At 69.2% G+C, this 22,289-nt stretch carries 20 protein-coding genes; 10 read left to right on the top strand and 10 right to left on the bottom strand.

The window, feature by feature from the left end:
- Window positions 1-125: 125 nt before the first annotated feature.
- The gene (locus GH266_RS17860; RefSeq protein WP_158195029.1) at window positions 126-614 is read left to right on the top strand and encodes a fasciclin domain-containing protein; all 489 of its coding nucleotides are present in this window, start codon (window positions 126-128) and stop codon (window positions 612-614) included.
- A 76-nt stretch (window positions 615-690) separates the two neighbouring features.
- Here GH266_RS17860 and GH266_RS17865 read toward each other — a convergent pair whose 3' ends face one another.
- Window positions 691-1,845: an acyl-CoA dehydrogenase family protein gene (locus tag GH266_RS17865; RefSeq protein WP_158195030.1), complete on the bottom strand. Its 1,155-nt coding sequence runs from the start codon at window positions 1,843-1,845 to the stop codon at window positions 691-693.
- 209 nt (window positions 1,846-2,054) lie between these two features.
- On the opposite strand from GH266_RS17865, the gene GH266_RS17870 reads away from it, so the two are divergent.
- The 5 genes from GH266_RS17870 to GH266_RS17890 all read left to right on the top strand — a co-directional run bounded on the left by GH266_RS17870 (window position 2,055) and on the right by GH266_RS17890 (window position 8,786).
- Window positions 2,055-3,842 carry an ATP-binding protein gene (locus tag GH266_RS17870; RefSeq protein WP_158195031.1) on the top strand — a complete coding sequence of 596 codons (1,788 nt, stop codon included), beginning with the start codon at window positions 2,055-2,057 and terminating at the stop codon, window positions 3,840-3,842.
- A 37-nt stretch (window positions 3,843-3,879) separates the two neighbouring features.
- The gene (locus tag GH266_RS17875; protein WP_158195032.1) at window positions 3,880-5,289 is read left to right on the top strand and encodes a sigma-54-dependent transcriptional regulator; all 1,410 of its coding nucleotides are present in this window, start codon (window positions 3,880-3,882) and stop codon (window positions 5,287-5,289) included.
- A gap of 287 nt (window positions 5,290-5,576) precedes the next feature.
- Window positions 5,577-6,587: a TRAP transporter substrate-binding protein DctP gene (gene dctP, locus GH266_RS17880; RefSeq protein ID WP_158195033.1), complete on the top strand. Its 1,011-nt coding sequence runs from the start codon at window positions 5,577-5,579 to the stop codon at window positions 6,585-6,587.
- A gap of 190 nt (window positions 6,588-6,777) precedes the next feature.
- Entirely contained in the window at window positions 6,778-7,422 is a 645-nt protein-coding gene (locus tag GH266_RS17885) for a TRAP transporter small permease subunit (RefSeq protein ID WP_158195034.1), read from the top strand.
- A complete protein-coding gene (locus GH266_RS17890) occupies window positions 7,419-8,786 on the top strand; it encodes a TRAP transporter large permease (RefSeq protein WP_158195035.1) in 1,368 nt (455 codons plus the stop codon). Before GH266_RS17885 ends, GH266_RS17890 begins: the two co-directional genes overlap by 4 nt.
- A gap of 1,123 nt (window positions 8,787-9,909) precedes the next feature.
- Here the strand turns inward: GH266_RS17890 and xseA are convergent.
- A complete protein-coding gene (gene xseA / locus GH266_RS17895; RefSeq protein WP_158195036.1) occupies window positions 9,910-11,385 on the bottom strand; it encodes an exodeoxyribonuclease VII large subunit in 1,476 nt (491 codons plus the stop codon).
- Window positions 11,386-11,503: 118 nt separating this feature from the next.
- On the opposite strand from xseA, the gene GH266_RS17900 reads away from it, so the two are divergent.
- From GH266_RS17900 to GH266_RS17910, 3 genes are all read left to right on the top strand, one after another.
- Window positions 11,504-12,256 (top strand): 16S rRNA (uracil(1498)-N(3))-methyltransferase, encoded by a 753-nt coding sequence (locus GH266_RS17900; RefSeq protein WP_158195037.1) that lies wholly within the window; start codon window positions 11,504-11,506, stop codon window positions 12,254-12,256.
- 131 nt (window positions 12,257-12,387) lie between these two features.
- Window positions 12,388-13,761 carry a glutamate--cysteine ligase gene (locus tag GH266_RS17905; protein WP_158195038.1) on the top strand — a complete coding sequence of 458 codons (1,374 nt, stop codon included), beginning with the start codon at window positions 12,388-12,390 and terminating at the stop codon, window positions 13,759-13,761.
- Window positions 13,762-13,843: 82 nt separating this feature from the next.
- The gene (locus GH266_RS17910; protein WP_158195039.1) at window positions 13,844-14,614 is read left to right on the top strand and encodes a DUF937 domain-containing protein; all 771 of its coding nucleotides are present in this window, start codon (window positions 13,844-13,846) and stop codon (window positions 14,612-14,614) included.
- A 13-nt stretch (window positions 14,615-14,627) separates the two neighbouring features.
- Here GH266_RS17910 and GH266_RS17915 read toward each other — a convergent pair whose 3' ends face one another.
- From GH266_RS17915 to GH266_RS17930, 4 genes are all read right to left on the bottom strand, one after another.
- Window positions 14,628-15,608, bottom strand: coding sequence for a sensor histidine kinase (locus tag GH266_RS17915; RefSeq protein WP_209001481.1), 981 nt, complete (start codon window positions 15,606-15,608; stop codon window positions 14,628-14,630).
- Window positions 15,605-16,282, bottom strand: a complete 678-nt coding sequence (locus tag GH266_RS17920) for a response regulator transcription factor (RefSeq protein ID WP_158195040.1) — start codon at window positions 16,280-16,282, stop codon at window positions 15,605-15,607. The genes GH266_RS17915 and GH266_RS17920 overlap by 4 nt, the downstream gene beginning before the upstream one ends.
- Window positions 16,260-17,828, bottom strand: a complete 1,569-nt coding sequence (locus GH266_RS17925) for a DUF4153 domain-containing protein (protein WP_158195041.1) — start codon at window positions 17,826-17,828, stop codon at window positions 16,260-16,262. The genes GH266_RS17920 and GH266_RS17925 overlap by 23 nt, the downstream gene beginning before the upstream one ends.
- A gap of 243 nt (window positions 17,829-18,071) precedes the next feature.
- Window positions 18,072-18,380: a YjiS-like domain-containing protein gene (locus GH266_RS17930; protein ID WP_158195042.1), complete on the bottom strand. Its 309-nt coding sequence runs from the start codon at window positions 18,378-18,380 to the stop codon at window positions 18,072-18,074.
- Window positions 18,381-18,608: 228 nt separating this feature from the next.
- On the opposite strand from GH266_RS17930, the gene GH266_RS17935 reads away from it, so the two are divergent.
- Complete coding sequence (locus GH266_RS17935) at window positions 18,609-19,496, top strand: LysR substrate-binding domain-containing protein (RefSeq protein WP_158195043.1); 888 nt, start codon at window positions 18,609-18,611, stop codon at window positions 19,494-19,496.
- An 11-nt stretch (window positions 19,497-19,507) separates the two neighbouring features.
- On the opposite strand, the gene GH266_RS17940 is transcribed toward GH266_RS17935, so the two are convergent.
- The 4 genes from GH266_RS17940 to GH266_RS17955 form a co-directional block, all read right to left on the bottom strand.
- Window positions 19,508-20,449, bottom strand: coding sequence for a DMT family transporter (locus tag GH266_RS17940; RefSeq protein WP_158195044.1), 942 nt, complete (start codon window positions 20,447-20,449; stop codon window positions 19,508-19,510).
- Window positions 20,450-20,572: 123 nt separating this feature from the next.
- Window positions 20,573-20,830, bottom strand: a complete 258-nt coding sequence (locus tag GH266_RS17945) for a hypothetical protein (protein WP_158195045.1) — start codon at window positions 20,828-20,830, stop codon at window positions 20,573-20,575.
- Between the two features lie 142 nt (window positions 20,831-20,972).
- On the bottom strand, window positions 20,973-21,614 hold the full coding sequence (locus GH266_RS17950) for a hypothetical protein (RefSeq protein ID WP_158195046.1): 642 nt from the start codon (window positions 21,612-21,614) through the stop codon (window positions 20,973-20,975).
- A 7-nt stretch (window positions 21,615-21,621) separates the two neighbouring features.
- Window positions 21,622-22,245, bottom strand: a complete 624-nt coding sequence (locus tag GH266_RS17955; RefSeq protein ID WP_158195047.1) for a thioredoxin family protein — start codon at window positions 22,243-22,245, stop codon at window positions 21,622-21,624.
- Between the last annotated feature and the right edge of the window lie 44 nt (window positions 22,246-22,289).

A 22,289-nucleotide genomic window follows, 5' to 3' on the forward strand; every position in this document is an offset into this window, starting at 1 on the left:
TTTAAATCCTCGACGATTTTATCCGGTCAGTATTTCATCCGATGCGCCGCGCCTGCGTAAGAACAATAGGACCCTGCCGCATGAGATGTGCGTCAGTATCCCGATAAATGACAACGGAGGCAATCATGCGCAAGTACTTCATCGGTGCGGCTCTCGCGACGGCTCTGGCCACTGCCGGCACCGCGAATGCGGCAAATATCGTCGAGACGGCCCAGCAGGCCGGCACGTTCAACACGCTGATCGCGGCCGCACAGGCCGCCGGTCTCGTCGAGGCCCTGTCCGCCCCTGGCCCGATCACGGTCTTCGCGCCGACCGACGAGGCCTTCGCAGCGCTTCCCGCAGGCACGGTCGACAACCTCCTGAAGCCGGAGAACAAGGCCCAGCTGGCCGCGATCCTCAGCTACCACGTGGTCGGCCAGGAGATCACCTCCGACCAGATCCCGGCCGCCTCGACCGAGGTCGAGACGCTGAAGGGCGAGGGCGACCGCACGATCACCGTGGTGAAGTCCGACAGCGGTGTCACCGTCGACGGGGCCAATGTGATCACCGCCGACATCAAGGCCGACAACGGCGTCATCCATGTCATCGACAAGGTGATCCTGCCGTCCGACTGACCTTGCCGCACATGGTGCATGGAAAGGCCGGCGCTCCTCGCCGGCCTTTTCGTTTGGCGATGGACCGCCCTCGGCCTTACTGGTCGCGCAGCGCCTCGCGGGCGATGATCAGCCGCTGGATCTCCGAGGTGCCCTCGTAGATCGTGGTGATGCGGGCATCGCGCGCCAGCCGCTCCAGCGGATATTCGCGAATATAGCCCGCCCCGCCATGCAGCTGCAGCGCCGCATAGGTAGCGCGCTGGGCCGCTTCCGAGGCGAAGAGCTTGGCCATCGAGGCCTCGCGGGCGAAGGGCTTGCCCTCGTCCTTCAGCGCGGCGGCCTGCAGGATCAGCAGCCGCGCCGCCTCCAGCTCGGTCTCCCGGTCGGCGATCATCCACTGCACGCCCTGCATGTCGGAGATCGCCTTGCCGAACTGCCGGCGCTCCTTCACATAGGCCTTGGCCCGCTCCATCGCCGCGCGGGCGATGCCCAGCGACAGGGCGGCGATGCCGATGCGCCCGCCGGCCAGCTCGCCCACCGCGATGCGGAAGCCGTCGTTCTCCCGGCCCAGCAGGGCGCTTGCCGGCACCCGGCAATTCTCGAAATGCACCTCGTTGGTCGCCGATCCGGTCTGGCCCATCTTCTTCTCGGCCTTGCCGATGACGAGGCCCGGCGTGCCCGCCTCCACCAGGAAGCAGCTGATGCCCTTGCCCTTCGGCGCCTCCTTGTCGGTGACCGCCCACACCACGAAGACGCCGGCATATTCGGCCGAGGTGATGTAGAGCTTGGAGCCGTTCAGCACGTAGTCGTCGCCGTCGCGCTCGGCGCGCGTGCGCATCGAGGCCGGGTCGGAGCCCGCGCCCGTTTCCGTCAGGCAGAAGGCGCCGGCGGCATAGGTGCCGTCGGTCAGCAGCGGCAGGTAGCGGGCGCGCTGGTCGTCGTTGCCCACCGCCTGGATGACTTCCGCCACCATGTTGGAGACCGAGACGGTGACGCCGGTGGAGGCGCAGGCCCTGCCGATCTCCTCCACCGCGATGGCGAAGGCGACGCTGCCTGCGCCGGTGCCGCCATGGTCGGGCGAGACGTTGAGGCCCATGAAGCCGTTTTCGGCAAGCAGCTTCAGATTGGCGAGAAAGGCCTCTCGCCCGCCGCCCTGGTCCAGTTCCTCGGCCAGCGGTGCGATCCTGTCCTCGGCGAGCTTTCGCGCCGTGTCCTGGATGAGATACTCTTCCTCGCTCAACGAAAACTGCATCGGCGTTCCTCCCAGAACAATGATGTCGCCATAGGGTTGGATCAGGACCGCAAGAACCGGCCATGACAGATGCAAAGACATACGGCCCGGCGGCCCCGCTGTCCACGCCCGGGGAAGGGGAGGGCGGCGCGCACAGGTTGCAGGACCCCGTCCGGCGCACGCCGCCTTGGGGCCCGTGGCGGCTGCCGGCGCGCCTGCGGCGGCCGCTTTTGTTCCTCCCGCCCGTTCTGGTGCTGCTGCTTGCGGTTCTCGCCGCCGACTGGGCCGAGGTGCAATCGGGCCTGCGCAGCGATGCGGCGGCGCGCGAGCGACTGACCCTTTACCGCGAGACCATCCTGCGCGAGCTCGAGAAGCACCGCTATCTCCCCTATATCGTCGCCCGCGATCCGCGCGCCGTCGGCGTGCTGGCGGACCCGGCAGCAGCCCCCTCGGCCAACCGTTTCCTTAAGGACCTTGCAGCGACCACCGGCGCGGACGCGCTCTATGTGATGGATGCGGACGGGCTCACGGTCGCGGCCAGCAACTTCGATACGGCCGGGTCCTTCGTCGGCAACAACTATTCCTTCCGTCCCTATTTCCAGGAAGCGAAGGACGGCGGGGAAGGGCGCTTCTTCGCGGTCGGCGCCACCACCGGCGAGCCCGGCTTCTTCTTCGCCCGGTCGACGCCTGCCGGCGCGCCGGTGCAGGGCGTGGTGGTGGTCAAGGTCGACATGGAACGGCTGGAGAACAACTGGCGCGAGGCCGGCGAGACCGTGATGGTCACCGACGTGCACGGCGTCGTCTTTCTCGGCACCCGCGACGACTGGCGCTATTCCTCCATCGCCCCGCTCGACGACATGGTCGTCGCCGCGATCCGCTCCGACCGGCAATACGGCAATGCCCGGCTCGCCAGTCTGCAGCAGGGGGCGCTGGACCAGACCCGCCTCGTCATCGGCGGCACGGCCTGGCGGCAGGCCCGGCTCAGGGTCGGCATGCTCGACTGGACCATCCACTACCTGACGCCGATGAGCGAGGTGCGGGCGCCCCGCGGCCTCGTCTGGGCCGGCGCCTTCACCCTCATCCTGCTCTATGCCATCTGGCTGCTGGTGCTGCGCAGCCGCAGGCTCGGTCGCGTCACCGCGGGCCTGCGCCAGGACGCGGCGACCTTGCGCGATCTCAACCGCCGTCTCGTCGACGAGATCGAGGAGCGCCGCCGGGTCGAGCAGGAGTTGCGCGACACCCAGGCCGACCTTGCCCGCGCCGGGCGCCTTGCCGCCGTCGGCGAAATGTCCGCCGCCGTCGCCCATGAGCTCAACCAGCCGCTGGCCGCGCTCGGCATGTTCGTCTCCGGCGCCCGGCTCTACCAGCAGCGCGGCGAGACCGCGGCGGTGACGGAGAATCTCGACGAGATCGACGCCCTGCGCCACCGCATGGCGACGCTGACCCAGGAGCTGAAGCGCTTCGCCCGCCCCGGCGAATCGCGCATCGAGACGGTGGACCTGCGCGACTGCCTGAAGACCAGCGCCAAGCTGGTGCGCCCGCGCATCGAGGAAAGCGGTGTCGCCCTGCAGCTGCATCTCCCCTCGCAGCCGATGACCGCCAACACCGCGCCGCTGCGCGTCGAGCAGGTGCTGGTCAACCTGCTGCGCAACGCCATCGACGCCTGCCAGGGCGTGGAGGCGCCCGTCGTCGAGGCCCGCGCGCGGATCGAGGAGGGGCGTGCCGTCATCGAGATCCTCGACAATGGCGAGGGCATTCCCGAGCCGCTGCGCGAGCGCATCTTCCAGCCCTTTTTCACCACCAAGCCGGCGGCGACCGGCCTCGGCCTCGGGCTTGCGATCTCCGCAAGGATCGTGGAAGACCTCGGCGGCGCCCTGAAGACGCGGCCGCGCCGCACGTCCGATGGCGCCTGCTTCATCCTGTCCCTGCCGCTGGCAGCGGAGCGGGACGGGGCGGAGCGAGGCGGGGAGGAGGCGCGCGCGCCCTCGCACCAGCTCGACGAGGCCGGTGCGCAGTGAGGGCGGCAGGCGCACGAGGCGTGGGGAGCAGGACAGCATGACCATCGACAGCGATCCGCAAGCTGCAGCGGGCAAGCGCACGCCGGTGCTCGTCGTCGACGACGATCCCTCGATGCGCGCCGGGCTGCGCCAGTGGATGCGGCTTGCCGATTTCGATCCGGTCGAGGCGGTGGATGCGGAGACCGCGCTCTCGCGCCTCGGCCCGGACTTTCCCGGCTGCGTCATCTCCGACGTGCTGCTGCCCGGCGCCAGCGGCCTGGAACTGCTGCGGCGGGTCAAGCAGATCGACCCGGACCTGCCGGTGATCCTGATGACCGGCCATGGCGACGTGCCGATGGCGGTGGAGGCGATGCGCCAGGGCGCCGCCGATTTCATCGAAAAGCCCTTCGATCCGGACATGCTGGCGGCGATGGTCCGCCGCGCCACCGGCCACCGCCGGCTGGTGCTGGAAAACCGCGCGCTCAGCCGCCGGCTCAGCGACATGAGCGGTCTCTCCGCCCGCCTCATCGGCGAATCCGCCGCCATGGTCCGCCTGCGCGAGCAGATCGGCCATTTCGCCCGCACCGACGCCTCGGTGATGATCATCGGCGAGACCGGCACCGGCAAGGAGGTGGTGGCGCGCGCCCTCCACGACCTGTCGCCGCGCGCCGATGCGCCCTTCGTCGCGCTCAACTGCGCCGCACTCCCCGAGACCATGGTCGAGGCGGAGCTCTTCGGCCATGAGGCCGGCGCCTTCACCGGCGCCGACCGCAGCCGCATCGGCCGGATCGAGCAGGCTGACCGCGGCGTGCTGTTCCTCGACGAGGTGCCCTCCATGCCGCTCGCCTTGCAGCCCAAGCTCTTGCGGGTGCTGCAGGAGCGGGAGGTCGACCGTATCGGCGGGCGCTCGGCGGTGCCCGTCGACATCCGCATCATCAGCGCGGCCAATGTCGACCCGCGTCAGGCGGTGGCGGAGAACCTGATGCGCCAGGATCTTGTCTACCGGCTCAACGCGGTGGAGATCCGCATCCCGCCGCTGCGCGAGCGCGGCGGCGACATCCGCCTGCTGTTCGACAGTTTCGTCAACCGCTTCATGGCCGAATACGGCATCGACGGCGTCGCCCTGTCGCCGGACGACGCCGGCTTCCTGGCGGCGCACGAGTGGCCGGGCAATGTCCGCGAGCTGCGCAACGCCGCCGAGCGTTTCGTGCTCAACGCGCCGATGGGCGCGCCCTCGCTGCGCGATCTCGTCACCGGCGCGGCCCCTGGCGCGGAAGGGGCGCCGCGCGGGCGCCTGCGCGACCTGATGGAGGACTATGAGCGGCGCGTCATCGTCGATGCGCTGCGCCGCCACGACGGGCGCATCGCCCCGGTGCTGGACGAGCTCGACCTGCCCCGTCGCACCCTCAACGAGAAGATGGCGCGCCTCGGCCTCAGCCGCACCGGCGAGGGGGTGAGTGAGGGCTGATCCTCGCCATCGGCAAGATCTTGCCGATGGCTGGTAACCTTTCGGCAAGGTTTTGCCGGTCGGCGCCGTTCCTGCTGCAGTGCAATGCGCTGCGCCCTGCCTTTTTCTGTCCCGATTCCTGCCCTCTCGGGGCGATTGCGGCCGATCTGGCACGCCGCGTGCTTAGCTGATGCCAATCGCCTGTCAGGGAGGATGGGCGAGGATAGCGAGATGGCCGCGGCGCAAGGTCGGCGCCCGGCCCAAACTGGCATCTGGCCGGCCACCGGCCGGATCTTGGGAGGACTGACATGACCCTTTCCCGCAAGCTCGCCGTGCTTGGCACGACGACGATCCTCGGTCTCGGCTTCGCGACCGAGACGATGGCGCTCGAGTGGAACGTCTCCGTCTGGGGCAAGCGCCGCGCCTTCACCGAACATATCGAGAAGCTCGCCGAGCTGGTCAGCGAGAAGACCAACGGCGAATTCACGCTGAACATCGCCTATGGCGAGGCCCTGTCGAAGTCGCGCGAGAATCTCGACGGCATCTCCATCGGCGCCTTCGAGATGGCGCAGATCTGCGCCGGCTACCACGAGGACAAGAACCCGACCCTGACGGTCATCGAGCTGCCGTTCCTCGGCGTGCCGGACCTGCCGACCCAGATCGAGCTGGAAAACACGATCTACCAGCACCCGGCGGTCGCCAAGGACCTGATGCGCTGGGACGCCAGGCTGCTGATGTCCTCGCCGATGCCGCAGTACAATTTCGTCGGCAAGGGCGAGGCGCCGACCAAGGTGTCCGACTTCGAGGGCATGCGCGTGCGCGCGCTGGGCGGCATCGGCCAGGCGATGACCACCATCGGCGCCGTGCCGACCACCGTCACCGCCTCGGAGACCTTCCAGGCCATCGATTCCGGCACGGTCCGCGCGGCGTCCTTCGCCCCGCACGCCCACCTGTCGTTCCGCACCATCGACGCGGGCAACTGGTGGACCAACAACCTGAACCCGGGCACGGTCAGCTGCCCGGTCGTGGTCAGCGCCGCCGCCTATGATGCCCTGCCGGACAATTTCCGCGAGGCGCTGGACAGCTCCGTCGCGGGCGCGATGGAGCATTATCTCGCCGAGTACGACAAGGTGTACCAGAAGTGGTACCCGACGCTGGAAGAGATGAAGATCGAGCAGGTCGAGTTCCCCAAGGAAGAGCTGCAGGCCTTCAAGGAGCGGGCCGGCAAGCCGATCTGGGACGCCTGGGTGCAGAAGATGAATGCCCAGGGGCTTCCGGGCCAGGAGCTGCTGGACCTCGCCCTGTCCAAGCTCGACTGACGCGGACATAGCGGATGCGCGCCGGCTGTCTCGCTCGAGGCGGCCGGCGCCTTTCCCGTGCACCCTCGGGCCCTCGCCCTCATGTGGGGCCCGCCGCCCCTGATCGCCCCATGGACCCCATGAGCTGGCGCAGCGCCTGCGGCCGAAGGCTGAGCCCTTCCGCCTGCGCGCCGGCCGGCCGGAGCTTGTCATGACATCGCCAACCGCCCACAGCGGCCCGCCCGGCACCTATATCCGCTTCGACGGATGGCTGCGCGTGGTCGAGAACGCCTTCAACATGATCGCCGCCGTCAGCATCCTCGCCCTGATGCTGCTCGCCGTCCTCCAGATCGTCGGCCGCAATGCCTTCAACTGGCCGGTGCCCGGCTTCATCGACATTACCGAGCAGGCGATGGCGGTCTTCGCCTTCATGGGCATCGCCTATTGCCAGCGCGTCGGCGGCCATATCCGCATGGAGCTGTTCCTCGGCAAGCTGAGCGGCCGGGCCATGTGGATCGCCGAGGTCATCGGCATCCTCGGCATCTGGATCGTCGTTGCCGCGCTGATCTACGGCTCCTGGTTCCATTTCGAGCGCTCCTGGACCATCGGCGACAGCTCCATCGACATCGGCCTGCCCACCTGGCCGTCGAAGCTCGTCATCCCCGTCGCCCTGTCCCTCTTGCTGCTGCGCCTGACGCTGCAGCTCTACGGCTACTGGCGCCTGGTGCGCGATCCGTCCGCCGAGCCGGTCGCCGTGCCGGTCCTGGCCGACGTCGAATCCGTCGCCCGTCATGAAATCGAGGAAGCGCTCGGCGACGACGACGCCTCCGGCAAGGGGCAGGAGACGCCGCGATGACCCCGTTCGAAATCGGACTGATCATGACCGGCCTGCTGCTGGTCCTCGTCGTGCTGGGCATGCGTGTCGCCTTCGCCGCCGCCCTGGTCGGCACGCTCGGCCTCATCGCCATCTTCAGCATGCGCCTTGGCTTCGAGCGCGGTGTCGTTACGGCCCTCAAGATGGCCGGCACCATCCCGCATTCCAAGTCGGTGACCTATTCGCTGTCGGTGCTGCCGACCTTCATCCTCATCGGCTTCCTCGCCTTCTATGCCGGCTTCACCCGGCAGCTGTTCGAGGCGGCCAAGCGCTGGCTCGGCTGGCTGCCCGGCGGCATGGCGGTCGGCACGGTCTTCGCCACCGCCGGCTTTGCCGCCGTCTCCGGCGCCTCGGTCGCAACGGCCGCGGTCTTCGCCCGCGTCGCCATTCCGGAAATGCTGCAGGTCGGTTATTCCAAGCGCCTGTCGGCGGCGGTCGTTGCGGCCGGCGGCACGCTCGCCTCGCTGATCCCGCCCTCCGCGATCCTGGTGATCTACGCCATCCTGGTGGAGCAGTCGGTCGCCAAGCTGCTGCTCGCCGGCTTCCTGCCGGGCATCTTCTCGGCGGCTGTCTACGTCGCCATCATCATCGGCATGGCCATGTGGAAGGGCGACGCCCCGCCCGTGCGCGGCTTCACCTGGGGCCAGCGCCTCGCCTCCGTGCCGGGAACGCTGCCGATCATCGCCGTCGTCGCGATCATCTTCGGCTCGCTCTACTACGGCTATGCCACGCCGACGGAAGCCGGCGCGCTCGGCGCCTTCGTCGTGCTGGTCTCGGCCTTCGTCAACGGCATGCGCGGCAAGCAGCTGTGGCAGGCCCTGCACGAGACGGCGAAGCTGACGGTGATGATCTTCACGCTGATCTGGGGCGTGCTGGTCTATGTCCGCTTCCTCGGCTTTGCCGGCCTGCCGGAAGCCTTCGAGCAGTTCATCGTCTCGCTGCACATGTCGCCGTGGCTGATCCTCATCCTCATCCTGTGCGTCTATGCGGTGCTCGGCATGTTCATGGACGCCATCGGCATGCTGATCCTCACGCTGCCGGTGGTCTATCCGGCGGTGATGGCGCTCAATGGCGGCGAGACCGTCTCGGCCGCCGACAGCGCCTTCGGCCTGTCGGGAGAAATGTGCGCGATCTGGTTCGGCATCCTGGTGGTGAAGATGGCGGAGCTCTGCCTGATCACCCCGCCCATCGGGCTGAACTGCTTCGTGGTGGCGGGCGTGCGCGACGACATCCCGGTGCAGGAAGTCTTCCGCGGTTGTGTGCCGTTCTTCGTTGCCGACATCCTGACCATCGGCGGCCTGGTGGCGTTCCCCGCCATCATCACCTTCCTGCCCTCGATCATGTGAGGGAGGGCATCGGCCCGAAGACAGGAAAGGGGCGCCCGCCGGGCGCCCCTTTTGTTTGCAACGCTTCGGCCTCCGAGGGAGGGCCGCCTTATATTCTCTCCGCCTTCACCCCATCCTCCGAGGTCACCCCGGCCAAGCGCAGCGCAGAGCCGGGGCCTATTCATTCCCAGAGCGGTTGCGGGAGACACGCCGACGCGCGCTCCCACTCACTGCGTGTCGTCCCGGTTTCGGCGAAGCCGAAGACCGGGATCCAGTAACCCCCGATCGTGCGGCCGGAGCCGCGACGTTACCGCGAGTAACCCTCGCCGAGGCTGGGGGTGCCGCTTTCGCAAACCTGCCCGCTCCGGCGGATACTGGATACCTGCCTTCGCAGGTATGACAGCCGAGAGCGTGGTGAGCGTCTTCCGCCTCACACCTGCCGAGGGTGCCAATGGTTCCCGGCTCTGCACTTGCGCGCGGCCGGGATGACGGCCTGAGAAGATTGCGCGGCCTCACCCCATCCCCTCGGCCGTCACCCCGGCCAAGCGCAGCGCAGAGCCGGGGCCTATTCGTTCCCAGAGCGGTTGCGGGAGACACGCCGACGCGCGCTCCCACTCACTGCGTGTCGTCCCGGTTTCGGCGAAGCCGAAGACCGGGAACCAGTAACCCCGAACGGTTCGAGTCGAGCCGGAGCGCAGCCACCGAAATGTCGGCGGCTGCCTTCGCGCCACCATCTGCCCCGGCGGATACTGGATACCTGCCTTCGCAGGTATGACAGCCGAGAGTGGGGTGAGCGTCCTCCGCCTCACATCTGCCGAGGGTGCCAATGGTTCCCGGGTCGCGGCTGCGTCTTGCCCGGGAGGACGGCCTGAGAAGATTGCGCGGCCTCACCCCATCCTCCGAAGTCACCCCGGCCAAGCGCAAGCGCAGAGCCGGGGCCTATTCATTCCCAGAGCGGTTGCGGGAGTCTGCTGACCTCTCCTTGCGTCATCCCGCACGCAGCGAAGCGGAGATGCGGGATCGGCGAGCCGAGGGCCTATCGGAAGTGCTTCCGAAAGACACGACAACCGCCGTGCCTCCCCGGTCCCGGGTCGCACTTCGCTTGCCCGGGAGGACGCCAGGGAGGCCGAAGCCTCGCAGCCCCTCAGAACAGCGAGCCCTGTCCGCTCTCGCGCGGCTTGGCGGCCGGGCGCGGCTTGGCACGCGGTGCCGGCGCCGGCTGTGCCGGTTCGCGTCCTCCGCTGCTGGCTCCGCTGCCCACATCGGGTTCGCCGTCGCCGGCTGCGGTCGCAGCAAGCCGGCTCTCGTCGCCGAACTCGATGGTGAGCGCATCGCCCGGCCGGACGCCATGGGCCGAGCGCAGCGGCTGGCCGTCCGCATCGCGTACAAGCGCATAGCCGCGCGACAGCACATTCTTGTAGGAGAGGCTCTCCAAAAGCTTGGAGACGCCGTCGAGCCGCGCCCGGTCGCGGGCCAGCTGCTGGCGATGTGCCCTGAGCGCCCGCGCCTCCAGCCCGCCGAGCCGCTCGCGCGCGATCAGCACCGTGCGCGCCAGCGTGTGCGGCGACAGCCGACCGGCGGCCATCATCTGCCGGCCGCGCTTGTCGCGAAGGCCGGCGCGCAGCGCCGGGGCCAGCCGTTCCGCATAGGTGTCGAGCCTTTGGCGCGGCAGCGCCAGCAGGTCGCGCGGCAAGGGCAGGGCGGCGGAGGCCGCCCGCAATTCCGTCCGCCGCCCGGCGATCAGCCGCAGCAGTCCGGAGATCTGCCGCCGCGCCAGCCCGTCGACGCTCGCCATCAACTCGCCGCGCACCGGCACGGCGATCTCGGCCGCGCCCGTCGGCGTCGGCGCCCTCAGGTCCGCCGCATGGTCGATCAGGGTCCAGTCGGTCTCGTGGCCGACCGCGGAAATCAGCGGGATCTCGGACGCCGCCGCAGCCCGCACGACGATCTCGTCGTTGAAGCCCCACAGGTCCTCGATGGAGCCGCCGCCGCGCGCCACGATGATCACGTCCGGGCGCGGGATCGCGCCGCCCGGCAGCATGCGGTTGAAGCCCTCGATGCCGTTCGCCACCTCGCGCGCGGAAGTCTCGCCCTGCACCCGCACCGGCCAGACCAGCACATGCAGCGGAAACCGGTCGGAGATGCGGTGGAGAATGTCGCGGATCACAGCGCCGGTCGGCGAGGTGACGACGCCGATCACCTTGGGCAGGAAGGGCAGGCGCCGCTTGCGCTCCTCGGCGAACAGGCCCTCGGCGAGAAGCTTGCGCCGCCGCTCCTCCAGCAGCGCCATCAGCGCGCCGACGCCCGCCGGCTCCAGCGAATCGATCACCATCTGGTATTTCGACTGGCCGGGAAAGGTGGTGATCTTGCCGGTGGCGATCACCTCCAGCCCCTGTTCGGGCTGGATCTTCAGCCGGCCCGCCTGGCCGCGCCAGATGACGCCGGACAGCACCGACTGCGCGTCCTTGAGGTCCAGATAGATATGCCCCGAACCGGGGCGCGAGATGCGCCCGAGCTCGCCGCGCACGCGCACATAGCCGAAGGCGTCTTCCATCGTGCGCTTGATCGCGCCGGAAATCTCTGACACCGAGTATTCGGAAAGGTTGTCGCTGTCTGCCAAGGCGGGATCCGGTTGGTGCTGTGTGTCCCGCGAGGGGACCGCACCTTGGTCCCCCCGTCAAGACCGCGCGCCCGCCGGTCCACGGCTCTCCTGTTCACGCGTCCCGGAAAATCCCGCCATGCCCCGTTACGAATTCCGATTGCCGCGCCTCCATGTCGAAGACGGCCTTGCCGCCGGCGCGGCGATCGCGCTCGACCGGGCCCAGTCCAACTATCTGCTCAACGTCCTGCGGATGAAGGACGGCGACGAGGTGCTGCTGTTCAACGGCCGCGACGGCGAGTGGCGCGCGGCGCTGCGCCAGGAGGGGCGCAAGCAGGCCTCGCTGGTGGCAGGCAGCATGACCCGCCCGCAAGCCCCGCTCCCCGACCTTCACTACCTCTTCGCCCCGCTCAAGCATGCCCGCCTCGACTACATGGTGCAGAAGGCGGTGGAGATGGGCGCCGGCGCCCTGCGCCCCGTCCTCACCCGCTACACCCAGTCCGGCCGCGTCAACCTGGAGCGCATGCGTTCCAACGCCGTCGAGGCCTGCGAGCAATGCGGCGTCCTCGCCGTTCCAGCCATCGACGAGCCGGTGGCGCTGGAGGCGCTGCTCGCCGGCTGGCAGGCGAGCGAGGGCGCGCGGATCCTTGTCTTCTGCGACGAGGGCGAGGCGAGCCAGAACCCGCTTGCCGCCCTCGAGAACCTGTCGCCGGGCGTGCCGCTGGCGGTTCTGGTTGGGCCGGAAGGGGGCTTTTCGGAAGAGGAGCGCGCCCTCTTGCGGGCGCTGCCCTTCGTGGTGCCGATGCCGCTCGGCCCGCGCGTGCTGCGCGCCGACACGGCGGCCGTCGCCGCGCTTGCGGTGGTTCAGGCGCGGCTCGGCGACTGGGTCTGAGGCCGGGACTGCGGCTGGAGCAGGGGGCGTTTTCGCAGCTTTCCGCCACTGGACTGGATCACGAAAAATCTCATTTGTTTTGGCCGGGGCGGCTGAGTATGGTGCGCGCCGACCACGCGAAGGGATACCCCATGGCCCGCGATACCATTGATTCCACCCCGGTCGCGGGGGTGGCCGACCTCGCTGCGACGCTTGAGGCCGGCTGCAAGCCGACGGATGCGTTCCGCATCGGCACGGAACACGAGAAGTTCGCCTTCCGCCTCGCCGACAATTCTCCGGTGCCCTACGAGGGCCCGGCCGGCATCGAAACCCTGCTGACGGGCATGGAAGGCCTGCTCGGCTGGGAGCGGATCGAAGACAACGGCCGCGTCATCGGCCTTGCCGATCCGGTCGGCGGCGGCGCGATCTCCATCGAGCCCGGCGGCCAGTTCGAGCTGTCCGGCGCGCCGCTGGACAACCTGCACCAGACCTGCCGCGAGACCAATGCGCATCTGGCGCAGCTGCGCCAGATCGCCGAGCCGCTCGGCATCGGCTTCCTCGGCCTCGGCATGACGCCGGACTGGCGCCGCGAGGACGTGCCGGTGATGCCGAAGTCGCGCTACGAGATCATGACGCGCTACATGCCCAAGGTCGGCAGCCTCGGCCTCGACATGATGTACCGCACCTCGACCATCCAGGTGAATCTCGACTTCGCCTCGGAGGCCGACATGCGGGCCAAGATGCGCGTCGGCCTGGCGCTGCAGCCGGTCGCCACCGCGATCTTCGCCAATTCGCCCTTCACCGACGGCCAGCCGAACGGCTTCCGCTCGTTCCGCGCCGAGATCTGGAAGGACACGGACAACGACCGCTCCGGTCCGCTGCCCATCGCCTTTGAGGACGGCTTCGGCTTCGAGAGCTACGTCGAGTGGGCGCTCGACGTGCCGATGTATTTCGTCAAGCGCGGCGGCACCTATTACGATGTCACCGGCACCACCTTCCGCGCCTTCATGGACGGCGCGCTGGAAGGCGTCGTGCCGGATGCCCGGCCGACCATCGGCGACTGGAACAACCACCTGTCGACCCTGTTCCCGGACGTGCGGCTGAAGAAGTACCTGGAGATGCGCGGCGCCGACGGCGGTCCGTGGCGGCGCATCTGCGCCCTGCCGGCGCTCTGGGTGGGCCTGCTCTACGACGAGGGCATCCTCGACCAGGCCGGCGAGATGATCCGCGACTGGAGCGAAGAAGAGCGCGTTGCCCTTCGCAACGACGTGCCGCGCCTCGGCCTTCAGGCGCCGTTCCGCGGCGGCACGGTGCTGGATCTCGCCCGCGAGATGGTCGGCCTCTCCCGCGAGGGCCTGAAGCGCCGCGCCCGCCTCAACGATGGCGGCCAGGACGAGCGCGTGCATCTTGCCGCCGTCGAGGAAACGGTGGCGAGCGGCATGTCGCCGGCCGACGTCATGCTGCGCCGCTACAACGGCGACTGGCAGGGCGATCTCTCCAGGGCCTACACCGCCTACGCCTACTGAGAGTACGCGGCGGCGCAAGTCATTTGACCGCGCCGCCGCGACAGCGGAAGATGCCTGCTCCTGACAGTGGAAAAGGCATGCGATGACCGAGAGCTTTCCTGCCCTGGGCGCCTTCGATCCGGCAGCGGTCGGCGAGGCGATGCGCCGCCAGTTCGGCTGGGGCGAGAGCGATGTCGCCCGCGCTGCCGAGGCGTTGATGCCGGCCGCGCTCGCCGGCATGCGCCGCTACGCTGCCTCTCCTTCCGCGCTCGAGGGCCTGCTCGCCCTGATGCCCGGTCCCGGCCGCGCCGCGGCGCTGCCCGACCCGTCCGCCCTGGTGGGCGAGCCGCTCGCCCTCATCTTCGGCCCGTCCGAGGTGCAGCGCTCCATCGCCGAATATGTCGCCCAGCAGACCGGGCTGGAGCTTCCCGGCGTCGAGACCATGATGCCGGTCGTCGCCACGCTGGCGCTCGGCCAGGCGGCCCGGCGCTTCACCGTCGGCCCGGCGCGCGAGCTGCTCGATGCCTTCCTTGCCGGCTATGCCCGCGGCCGGCCGAAGCCGGTGCCCAACCCGATGCGGGTGATGGCGCCCTACACGGAGGCGATGCGCTCGTTCTGGGACGGCTATCTCGGCCTTGTCGGCGCCGCCACCGCGACCGGCGCCGCCGCGCAGGAGCAGGAGCAGGAGGAGCCGCCGGCACCCGAGCCTGCACCTGAACCCGAACCCGTCGATGAACCAGCCGCAGAGAGCGCTGCCGATGCCGGGTCGGCATTCGTCGACAGTTGGCTCTCGCTCGGCCGCGACATCCAGGAGCGGCAGATCCGCAGCTTCGAGACCCTGTTCGAACAGGCCTCGTCGGCGAAGAAAGACTGAGACAGGGAGCGCCTCAGTCTTGCGGGAATTCGATGCGGAAGGCCGCCCCGCTGCCGTCCGCTGCCGGCTCCAGCACGATGCGCCCGCCATGGGCGCGCAGCAGGCTGGCGACGATATGCAGTCCCATGCCGGTGCCGCCGCTCTCGCGCCGGGTGGTGAAGAACGGCTCGAAGATCCGCTCGCGATTGCCGCTCGACACGCCGCGCCCGTCGTCGCGCACGGTGACGGCGAGCAGCTCCGCCTCCTGCCGCGCGTCGACGCTCACCGTCTTCGCCCCGTGCCCGGCCGCATTGCCGAACAGATGCGAGAACACGATCTCCGCCCCCTCCATCGCCAGCGGCAGCACGGCCTCCTCGCCGCGGGCGACGATCCGCAGGCCGGGGTGGCGCGGCGCCAGCCCTTTGATCAGCTCAGACAGCCTCGTGCGGCCGCGATAGTCCGTCTCGCGCGCCGCCGCCACCTGGCGCAGCGCCTCCATCTGCCGGTCGAGCTGCTGTCCGGCGCCGCGGATCTGCGCCACCAGATGCCGGTCGGCCGGCGACAGCTCGGCGCTGTCCTCCAGCAGTTCGGTCGCCGCCCGCAGGGTCGAGATCGGCGTGCGCAGTTCGTGCGTCACATGATTGGTGAAGCTGCGCACGGTGGTCTCGCGGTTGCTCAGCGTCGCGGCCATGTCGATGACGCTGAGGCCCATGTCGTGCAGTTCGCGCGTGCCGAAATGCTCCGGCGGGGCGACCGCCTCGCGGCTTGGTGCGCGCATTGCGGCGGCATAGGCGGCAAGGGCCGTGACCGGCCGCAGCAGCACGCGCAGCAGCATCAGCCACAGCACGGCGGTCAGCAGGCCGATGATCGTCGCCAGCAGGATCGCCGCATGACGGAAGCCGATTTCCGGGCCGAGATAGCGCAGCGTCACGATGCCGGCGAGCGACAGCGCCAGCGTGCCGGCCAGTGCACCGCCCAGCACCAGCCACAGCGAGGGGCGCCATTTGCGAGTCACGGCGTGCAGGCCCCCATGCGGATGCCGACGCCATGCACCGTTTCCAGCGCCTCGGCGCCGCCGGCCGCGGCGAGTTTCTGGCGCAGGTTCCGCACATGGCTGTCGAGCGTGCGGTCGGAGACCTGGCTCGCCGGCCCCCAGACGATGTCGACGATCCGTTGTCGCGACAGGGTGCGACCCGGATCCTGCATCAGGGCGGCAAGGATGCGCATCTCGGTCGAGGTGAGGGCGACGGCGGTGCCGTTCAGCCGGCAGTCATGCGCCTGCGGGTCGAGTTCCAGCATCCCGTGCCGCATCACGCGCGCAGTTGTTGCTCCCTGGCCGCGCTTGAGGATCGCCCGGACCCGCGCGACCAGCTCGCGCGGGCTGAACGGCTTGGTGACGTAGTCGTCGGCGCCCAGCTCCAGCCCGACCACCCGGTCGATCTCCTCGTCCCGGGCGGTCAGGAACAGCACCGGCACTTCGGACCTCGTCCGCAGCCTGCGGCAGACCTCGAATCCGTCGATCTCCGGCAGGCCCACGTCGAGCACGATCAGGTCCGGCCGCTCGCGTGCTGCATGGGTGAGGGCGATCTGTCCGTCGGACGCGCTCAGCACGTCGAAGCCGGAGCGTTGCAGCGTGATCGACAGCAGGTCCCGCAGATGCGGGTCGTCATCGACGACCAGGATTTTCATTCATCCGCCTCCGGACCTTTTGTGCCTCCAGATAGCCGATGGTTCTCCAGGTGCGAAAGTCCCAATCGCGCCAGCCGGCGATTAGCGGCCGGGTGGTCCTGCACCAGGCATCGGAGGGAGCATGGCTCGGCGCCACCGGATAGCCGGCCTCGCAAACCGGCTCGCCGGGGCCCTTCAGCCGGGCGATGTTGTGGCTGGCGACGATGTGCCCGAAATTGACGAAGGAGCAGAGATAGAGCGTTGCCAGTCCCAGCACCGCGAGCCGGGCGAGCAGCCACCCGCTCGAGCGGTCGCGCCGGATCTGCCAGGCGATCAGGACAAGGCCGAGGCCGACCAGCATCGTCCAGATCGCTGCGTGGATGCGCAGGCTGGTCAGCCCGTAGGCCTCGACATAGATCCACAGCCGGTAGCCGGCCGCGCCCGTCAGCGCCAGGTTCTGCGCGAGCCACAGATACATCAGGCCGCGCAGCCCCGGCCGCTCGCCCAGATACGGGCGCGCCAGCACGGCAAAACCGCCGGCCAGCACGGCCGTGGCCATCAGCGCGAAGGCGCCGCGCCGGGCATAGGCCGAATAGGTGAGCCCCTCGGGCAGTTCGCCGCCGGCGAGCAGATAGCGGACATCCGTGCCGACCTGCACCAGCAGCATCGCATTGAAGAGGACCAGAGCCAGCGTCACCGAGCCGGCATTGAGGCCGAGCCACCGGCCGGCCGGCGCGCCGGCATCGAGTGCCCGCAGCGGCGGTAGCACGCCCGACCACGCCAGGAACGGCCAGACCAGCGATGCGACGACAGACAGGAAAACCACCCGCCACAGCAACGCCGCAAGATGGATGTCCAGGGTGAGCAGTCGGTCGAGCCAGCCCTCGATCACCGGATTGGCCACCGCCAGCAGCACCAGCAGCGCCGTTGCACCCAGCAGCGGGAAGGCGAGGCGGCTTGCCGCTTTCTGTGCCGTCGTTCCGCTGCCCTCGCCCCGGTTTGCCGCCTGCACCGCGAGTGAGGCGAAACAGAGCGCCCGGAACGGCTGCTTCACCGACGACAGCAACAGCAGCGCGGCCTTGAGGGCGACCTGCGCCGCGCCCGGTCTTGCCGCAGCGCGCGCCCAGACGAGGCTGACGGCAAGGCCGCCGACGGCGAAGGCGACGGCAAGCAGCTGCTGATACTCGATCAGCGGCAGCTGGCTCGCCACCAGCAGCAAGGCCGGTCCGCGCGGGATCCTGCGGCCGGGCAGGGTGGCGACAGTGGCGAGGAAGACGGCGACGGCGAACGGCACGAAGGCGAGCCCCGGCCAGCGGTGATAGAGCAGCAGGTTCGCGGCGACGACGCAGGCAAGCAGCGCGGCCAGCTGCGCGTTCGGCGGCCAGCGGAAGTGCTCGTCCGGCGGCCCCTGCCGTTCGGCCGGAGCGGCCTGCGGCGCGGGTGCGTCGTCCGCCCCGGCTTCGGGCTCCGCGGCTGGTCTGGCCGGTGCGGCGGCGGCACTCAGCCACCATGCCTCCCGTTGCAGCGGGCGCGGCAGGCTGCGGTCCAGCGTAGCGGCAAGCGTCATGGTCTTCCTCCTTCGGACGGGCTCTGCTTGCCGATCCGGAAAGATCGGCTGGCAGTCCCGTGCCATGGCGCTTGCGGAGCTGGCCTGAAGGAGTTCTGCAGATTTCGTGCAGATGCCGTTGGTGCACAAAAAAAACCCGCCTCGGGGGGAGGCGGGCAAGGTGAGTCGGCGAGGGGCCGACAGGGCCTCGGCACCGGGCGAAGGGAGAGGGTCTCGAGTGCCGCCCGGCGCTAAGTCTGTGTCTCAGGCGCCGCGCTTGCGGCGCCCGGAAAGGGTCGAGATGCGCCGCTCGTTCCGCAGGCGCGAGAGCTGTGCGCTCGGGTCGAGATGCTCGGTCGCGTAGAGCGAGGCGGCGACGTCGGAGCGCGTCACGCCGATATCGGCGAGCATGTAGTCCTCGAGATCGAGCAGGCCGGAGATCGCCTTGCGGTTCTGCCGGCGGCGCCATGCCGCGGCGGTGAGCGTCAGAAGCGAGGTCGCGGCGGTGCCGAGCGTTGCGAGAAGGGAAACGCGCGCCGGCCCGGCGATCGGGGTATTGCATGCCTGCGTCATGGCAAGACTCTCCTTTCCGGCGCCCCAGGGTGGCGCGCCTGGTATGTGCTGTGGCGGCGCTGCCGCCTCCATCCGTTTCGTATGACAAGAGAATATGAAGCGCGGATCGATTTAACAAACGAATGTTTTCGATGGATATCGATCTTGATCCGTGATGTATTGGGATCAGGACACAGTCAGCGCGGAACGCGGCCGTTTGGCGCGCTGCGCAAGCCGGAGGCGACAGCCATGGCCCATGCTCTCGATATCGACCAGTTGCGCACCTTCCTCGCCATCGCCGAGCTCGGCAGTTTCACCAAGGCGGCGGACGCGGTGAACAAGACCCAGTCGGCGGTCTCCATGCAGATGAAACGGCTGGAGGACCGGCTGGAGCGGCCGATCTTCGTCAAGGACGGGCGCCAGTCGCGCCTCACCGAGGACGGCCATCGCCTCATCGAGTTCGCCCAGAGGATGATCCGTCTCAACGACGAGACGGTGACGGCCTTTTCCGCCCCCTCCATCGTCGGCCGCGTCCGTCTCGGCCTGCCGGACGACTATGCCGAGCGGTTGCTGCCGCAGGTGCTGGCCGCCTTCGCCCGCCTCAACCCGGCCATCGAGATCGCCGTGCAATGCCAGGGCTCGATCTTCACCGGCGAGATGATCGAGCGCGGCGAGCTCGACCTTGCCATCGTCACGTCCGGCGATTGCGTCAAGGTTCAGGGCGAGGTGATCCGCCGCGAGCCGCTGCACTGGGTGGCGCCGGCCAACCAGTGCCTGCATTGCGAGGACGTGCTGCGCCTGGCGCTCGGCCCCACCACCTGTTCCTGGCGCACTCAGGCGGTCTCCCTGCTCGACCGCATGAACCGCGCCCATTGCATCGCCTACACCTCCTCCAGCGCCGCAGCGCTGATCGGCGCCGTCCAGGCCGGCCTTGCCATTGCGGTGCTGCCCGAAAGCGCGGTGCGCGCCGGCATGCGCATTCTCGGCGAGAGCGACGGCTTCCCGATGCTGCCACCCTGCGACATCACCATGGTCCGCGCCGCCGCGGCCACCGACCCGGTGCATGACGCGCTCTGCGCCCATATCCGCGCGGCCATCGGCAATGTCAGTTCCGAGATGCTGGTCGCCGCCGAATAGGCGCGGGTCCGTCAGCTTCTGGCGCGGCCCGAGCGCAGCACCAGGAGGTTGCCGGCGAGCACGCAGACGAGGCCGGCGATGGCGTCCGGACCCCAGTGGAAGCTCTCCAGCACGGTCGAGACGAGCAGCGCGACGACCGGGAACATCACCGTCGAGTAGCCGGCCCGGGCCGAGCCGATGCGCGCCAGCAGCGTCAGGTAGCTGGCAAAGGCGACGACCGAGGCGATCACCGCCAGGTAGACCATCGCGCCGAGATAGGTCGGCGTCCATTCGATGGCGAAGGACGCCCCGCGGAAGGCCGCGAACAGGCCGAGCAGCACCGTGCCGTAGACCATGCCCCAGGCGCTGGCCGAGACCAGCGGGATGCCGCTCTTCTGGTTGGCGGTCGACACCATGTTGCCGAGGCAGAAGGACAGCGTGCCGGCAACGCACAGGCCAAGGCCCAGCAGCGCCGTCGCGTCGAGCCCGCTGTCTGCCGCGCCCATGATCTGCGGCCGGAACAGCAGCGCCACGCCGGCAAAGCCGAGCAGCGCGCCCAGCATCACCCGCCGGCTGATGCGCTGGCCGAAGATCGCAAAGCCCAGGATCATGTTGAACACCGAGGCGAGCGAGAACACCACCGACAGCAGGCCCGACGGCACGTACTGGCCGCCATAATAGAACAGCGTGAAATTGGTCGAGAAGAGGAAGAGGCCGAGCCCGGCAAAGCGCAGATGCGTGCGCAGCGGAAAGGAGAGCCGCGCGCCGCGCGCCATCGCCCAGCCCATCATGATCGCCGAGGCCAGCACGAAGCGCCAGAACACCGAGACTTCCGGCGGCACCACGCCGAGCTGCAGCTTCAGCGCATACCAGGAAAAGCCCCAGGCAAGCACGGTGAGGCCGTAGAGCCCCATGTCGAGCGGGGAAAGGGCAGGGTCGTCGCGCAGGGCGGCGCCGGGAGCGAGCGTGGTCATGGGACGGCTTCTGTGAGGGGAGAGGGTGAGGCGATCATGCCCCATCCCGCTCCCCGCGACCAATCAGGATTGTTGACCTGATCGATGCATCCTGTTGATGGTTCGCGCGCGCCGCCACAACCTTTATGAGCGCCGCGTGCGCCAGCGGGCACGCAGGCCTTCCGAGGTCAGGTAGACGAGGCCGAAGAGATAGAGCCCCGTCATCGTCAGCATGGTGACGATCAGCACCGGATAGCCGTACCAGGCGACCGCCAGCAGCCACAGCGCCACGATGTTGAAGAAGAAGGCGAATCGCTCGGCCTGGCCGCCGCGGCGCGCGCTGCGCAGCAGGGAGCCGAACACGGGGATGTAGTCCAGAAGGCGGATGAGCCTGCTTGCCATGGGAAACCGTCCTGTTGTCGCAGCGCCCGAACGGCCCCCTCGGGCCGCCCTCCTTGAGGGCGCGTCACGGCAACAGATGGGCCAGCCTCGCGCGGCTGAAAATGCGGCGAGACGTCCCTGCGACAATCGGGACCTGCGACAGTCAGGACCCCTCGGCGCTGTCCGCGCTGTGGTGCCAGAGCGGGCGGAAGCCGGCGGCCAGCACCGCAACGCTTGCCGGCGGCGTCAGCAGCTCTGCCGGACTGTCGGGCCAGCAGGTGAGGGCGTCCGGCGCGGCCGGGCGGTATCCCGTAAAGCTCCAGGCGAGCCACCGCCCCTCGCGCCGCGTCAGGATCGTCTCGCCGAGCCGCACCATCGCCCCGTCGGGCAGCGTCTCCAGGTCGCCGGGGGCAAGGCGTGTCCGCTCTCCCGTACGCTCGCCATGCAGCTGCCGGTCCATCTCCGGCGCGCTCGGCGGGGCGGGCAGCCCTTGCGCCCGCTGCCAGGCCTCGCGATAGCGCAGCGCATCCGCGCGCCGGCACTCGAAGCAGGGCCGGTGGCCGGCGGCCATTGCGGTCGCTTCGTCGAGGAAGAACAGCTCGGTATAGCCCTCGCCCATCACCTTTCGCCTGCGGCCGCGAAACTCCAGCACGCAGCAGATCCAGGCGCGCGAGCGCCAGCGCGCCCGCCCGAGCGTCTGCGTCTGCGGATCGTGCAGCCGGCCGCCGCGATTGCCCATCATCGTGCCGCGGGCGGCGAGCGAATGCAGGCCGCCGTCGGCGGACACCCGGTTGGTCAGCGGCATGGCATCCTCAGCTCAAGCGCCAGTCTTCCGTCTCCACGCCCTTGTCGCGCAGCTGGTTGACCCGGTCGTTGGCGTAGCGCTGGAAGCCTTCGCTCTGATAGGCGCCGCTGCGCACCCATTCGAAGAAATGGTAGAAATAGAAAGGCGGCAGGTAGCCTTGGATGCGGGCGATCTCCGCCTCGCGGCCGGTCTTGCCGGCAACGGCGTCGGCATTAGGCGGGAAGAACAGGATCGTCGGGGTGAAGTTGACCAGCCAGCGCCGGCCGAGCGCGCGCTCCTCCATCGCCTCGCCGTCGAAGTCCGTCGTCTCGCGCGCGCCGAACAGGTCGAGCTGCACGATCGCGAAATTCTCCTTCATCCAGGGCAGGTAGTCCTCGCGCTCAAGGTTCACCTCGTGGGTCTTGCGGCAGAACGGGCAGCCGCCCTGTTCGAACATCACCACGAAATGCTTGCCGGCCGCCTGCGCCTCGGCCAGGTCGTCGCCAAGGTCGAGGAAGCTCTCGACGAACCAGTCCTGCTTGTAGAGCCCGTCGTCGCCCAGCGTCGCCGCGCTTGCGGCGCGCGGCAGGGCAAGCGGCAGGCTTGCACCGGCCGCCAGTGCGGCCAGCGAAAAATCGCGTCTCGTGATCATGCTGTCTCCTCCCGACACATTCCTTTCTCGGAATGTATCAGGTC

It is taken from the genome of Stappia indica (assembly GCF_009789575.1).
In the GTDB taxonomy this organism is placed as follows: domain Bacteria; phylum Pseudomonadota; class Alphaproteobacteria; order Rhizobiales; family Stappiaceae; genus Stappia; species Stappia indica_A.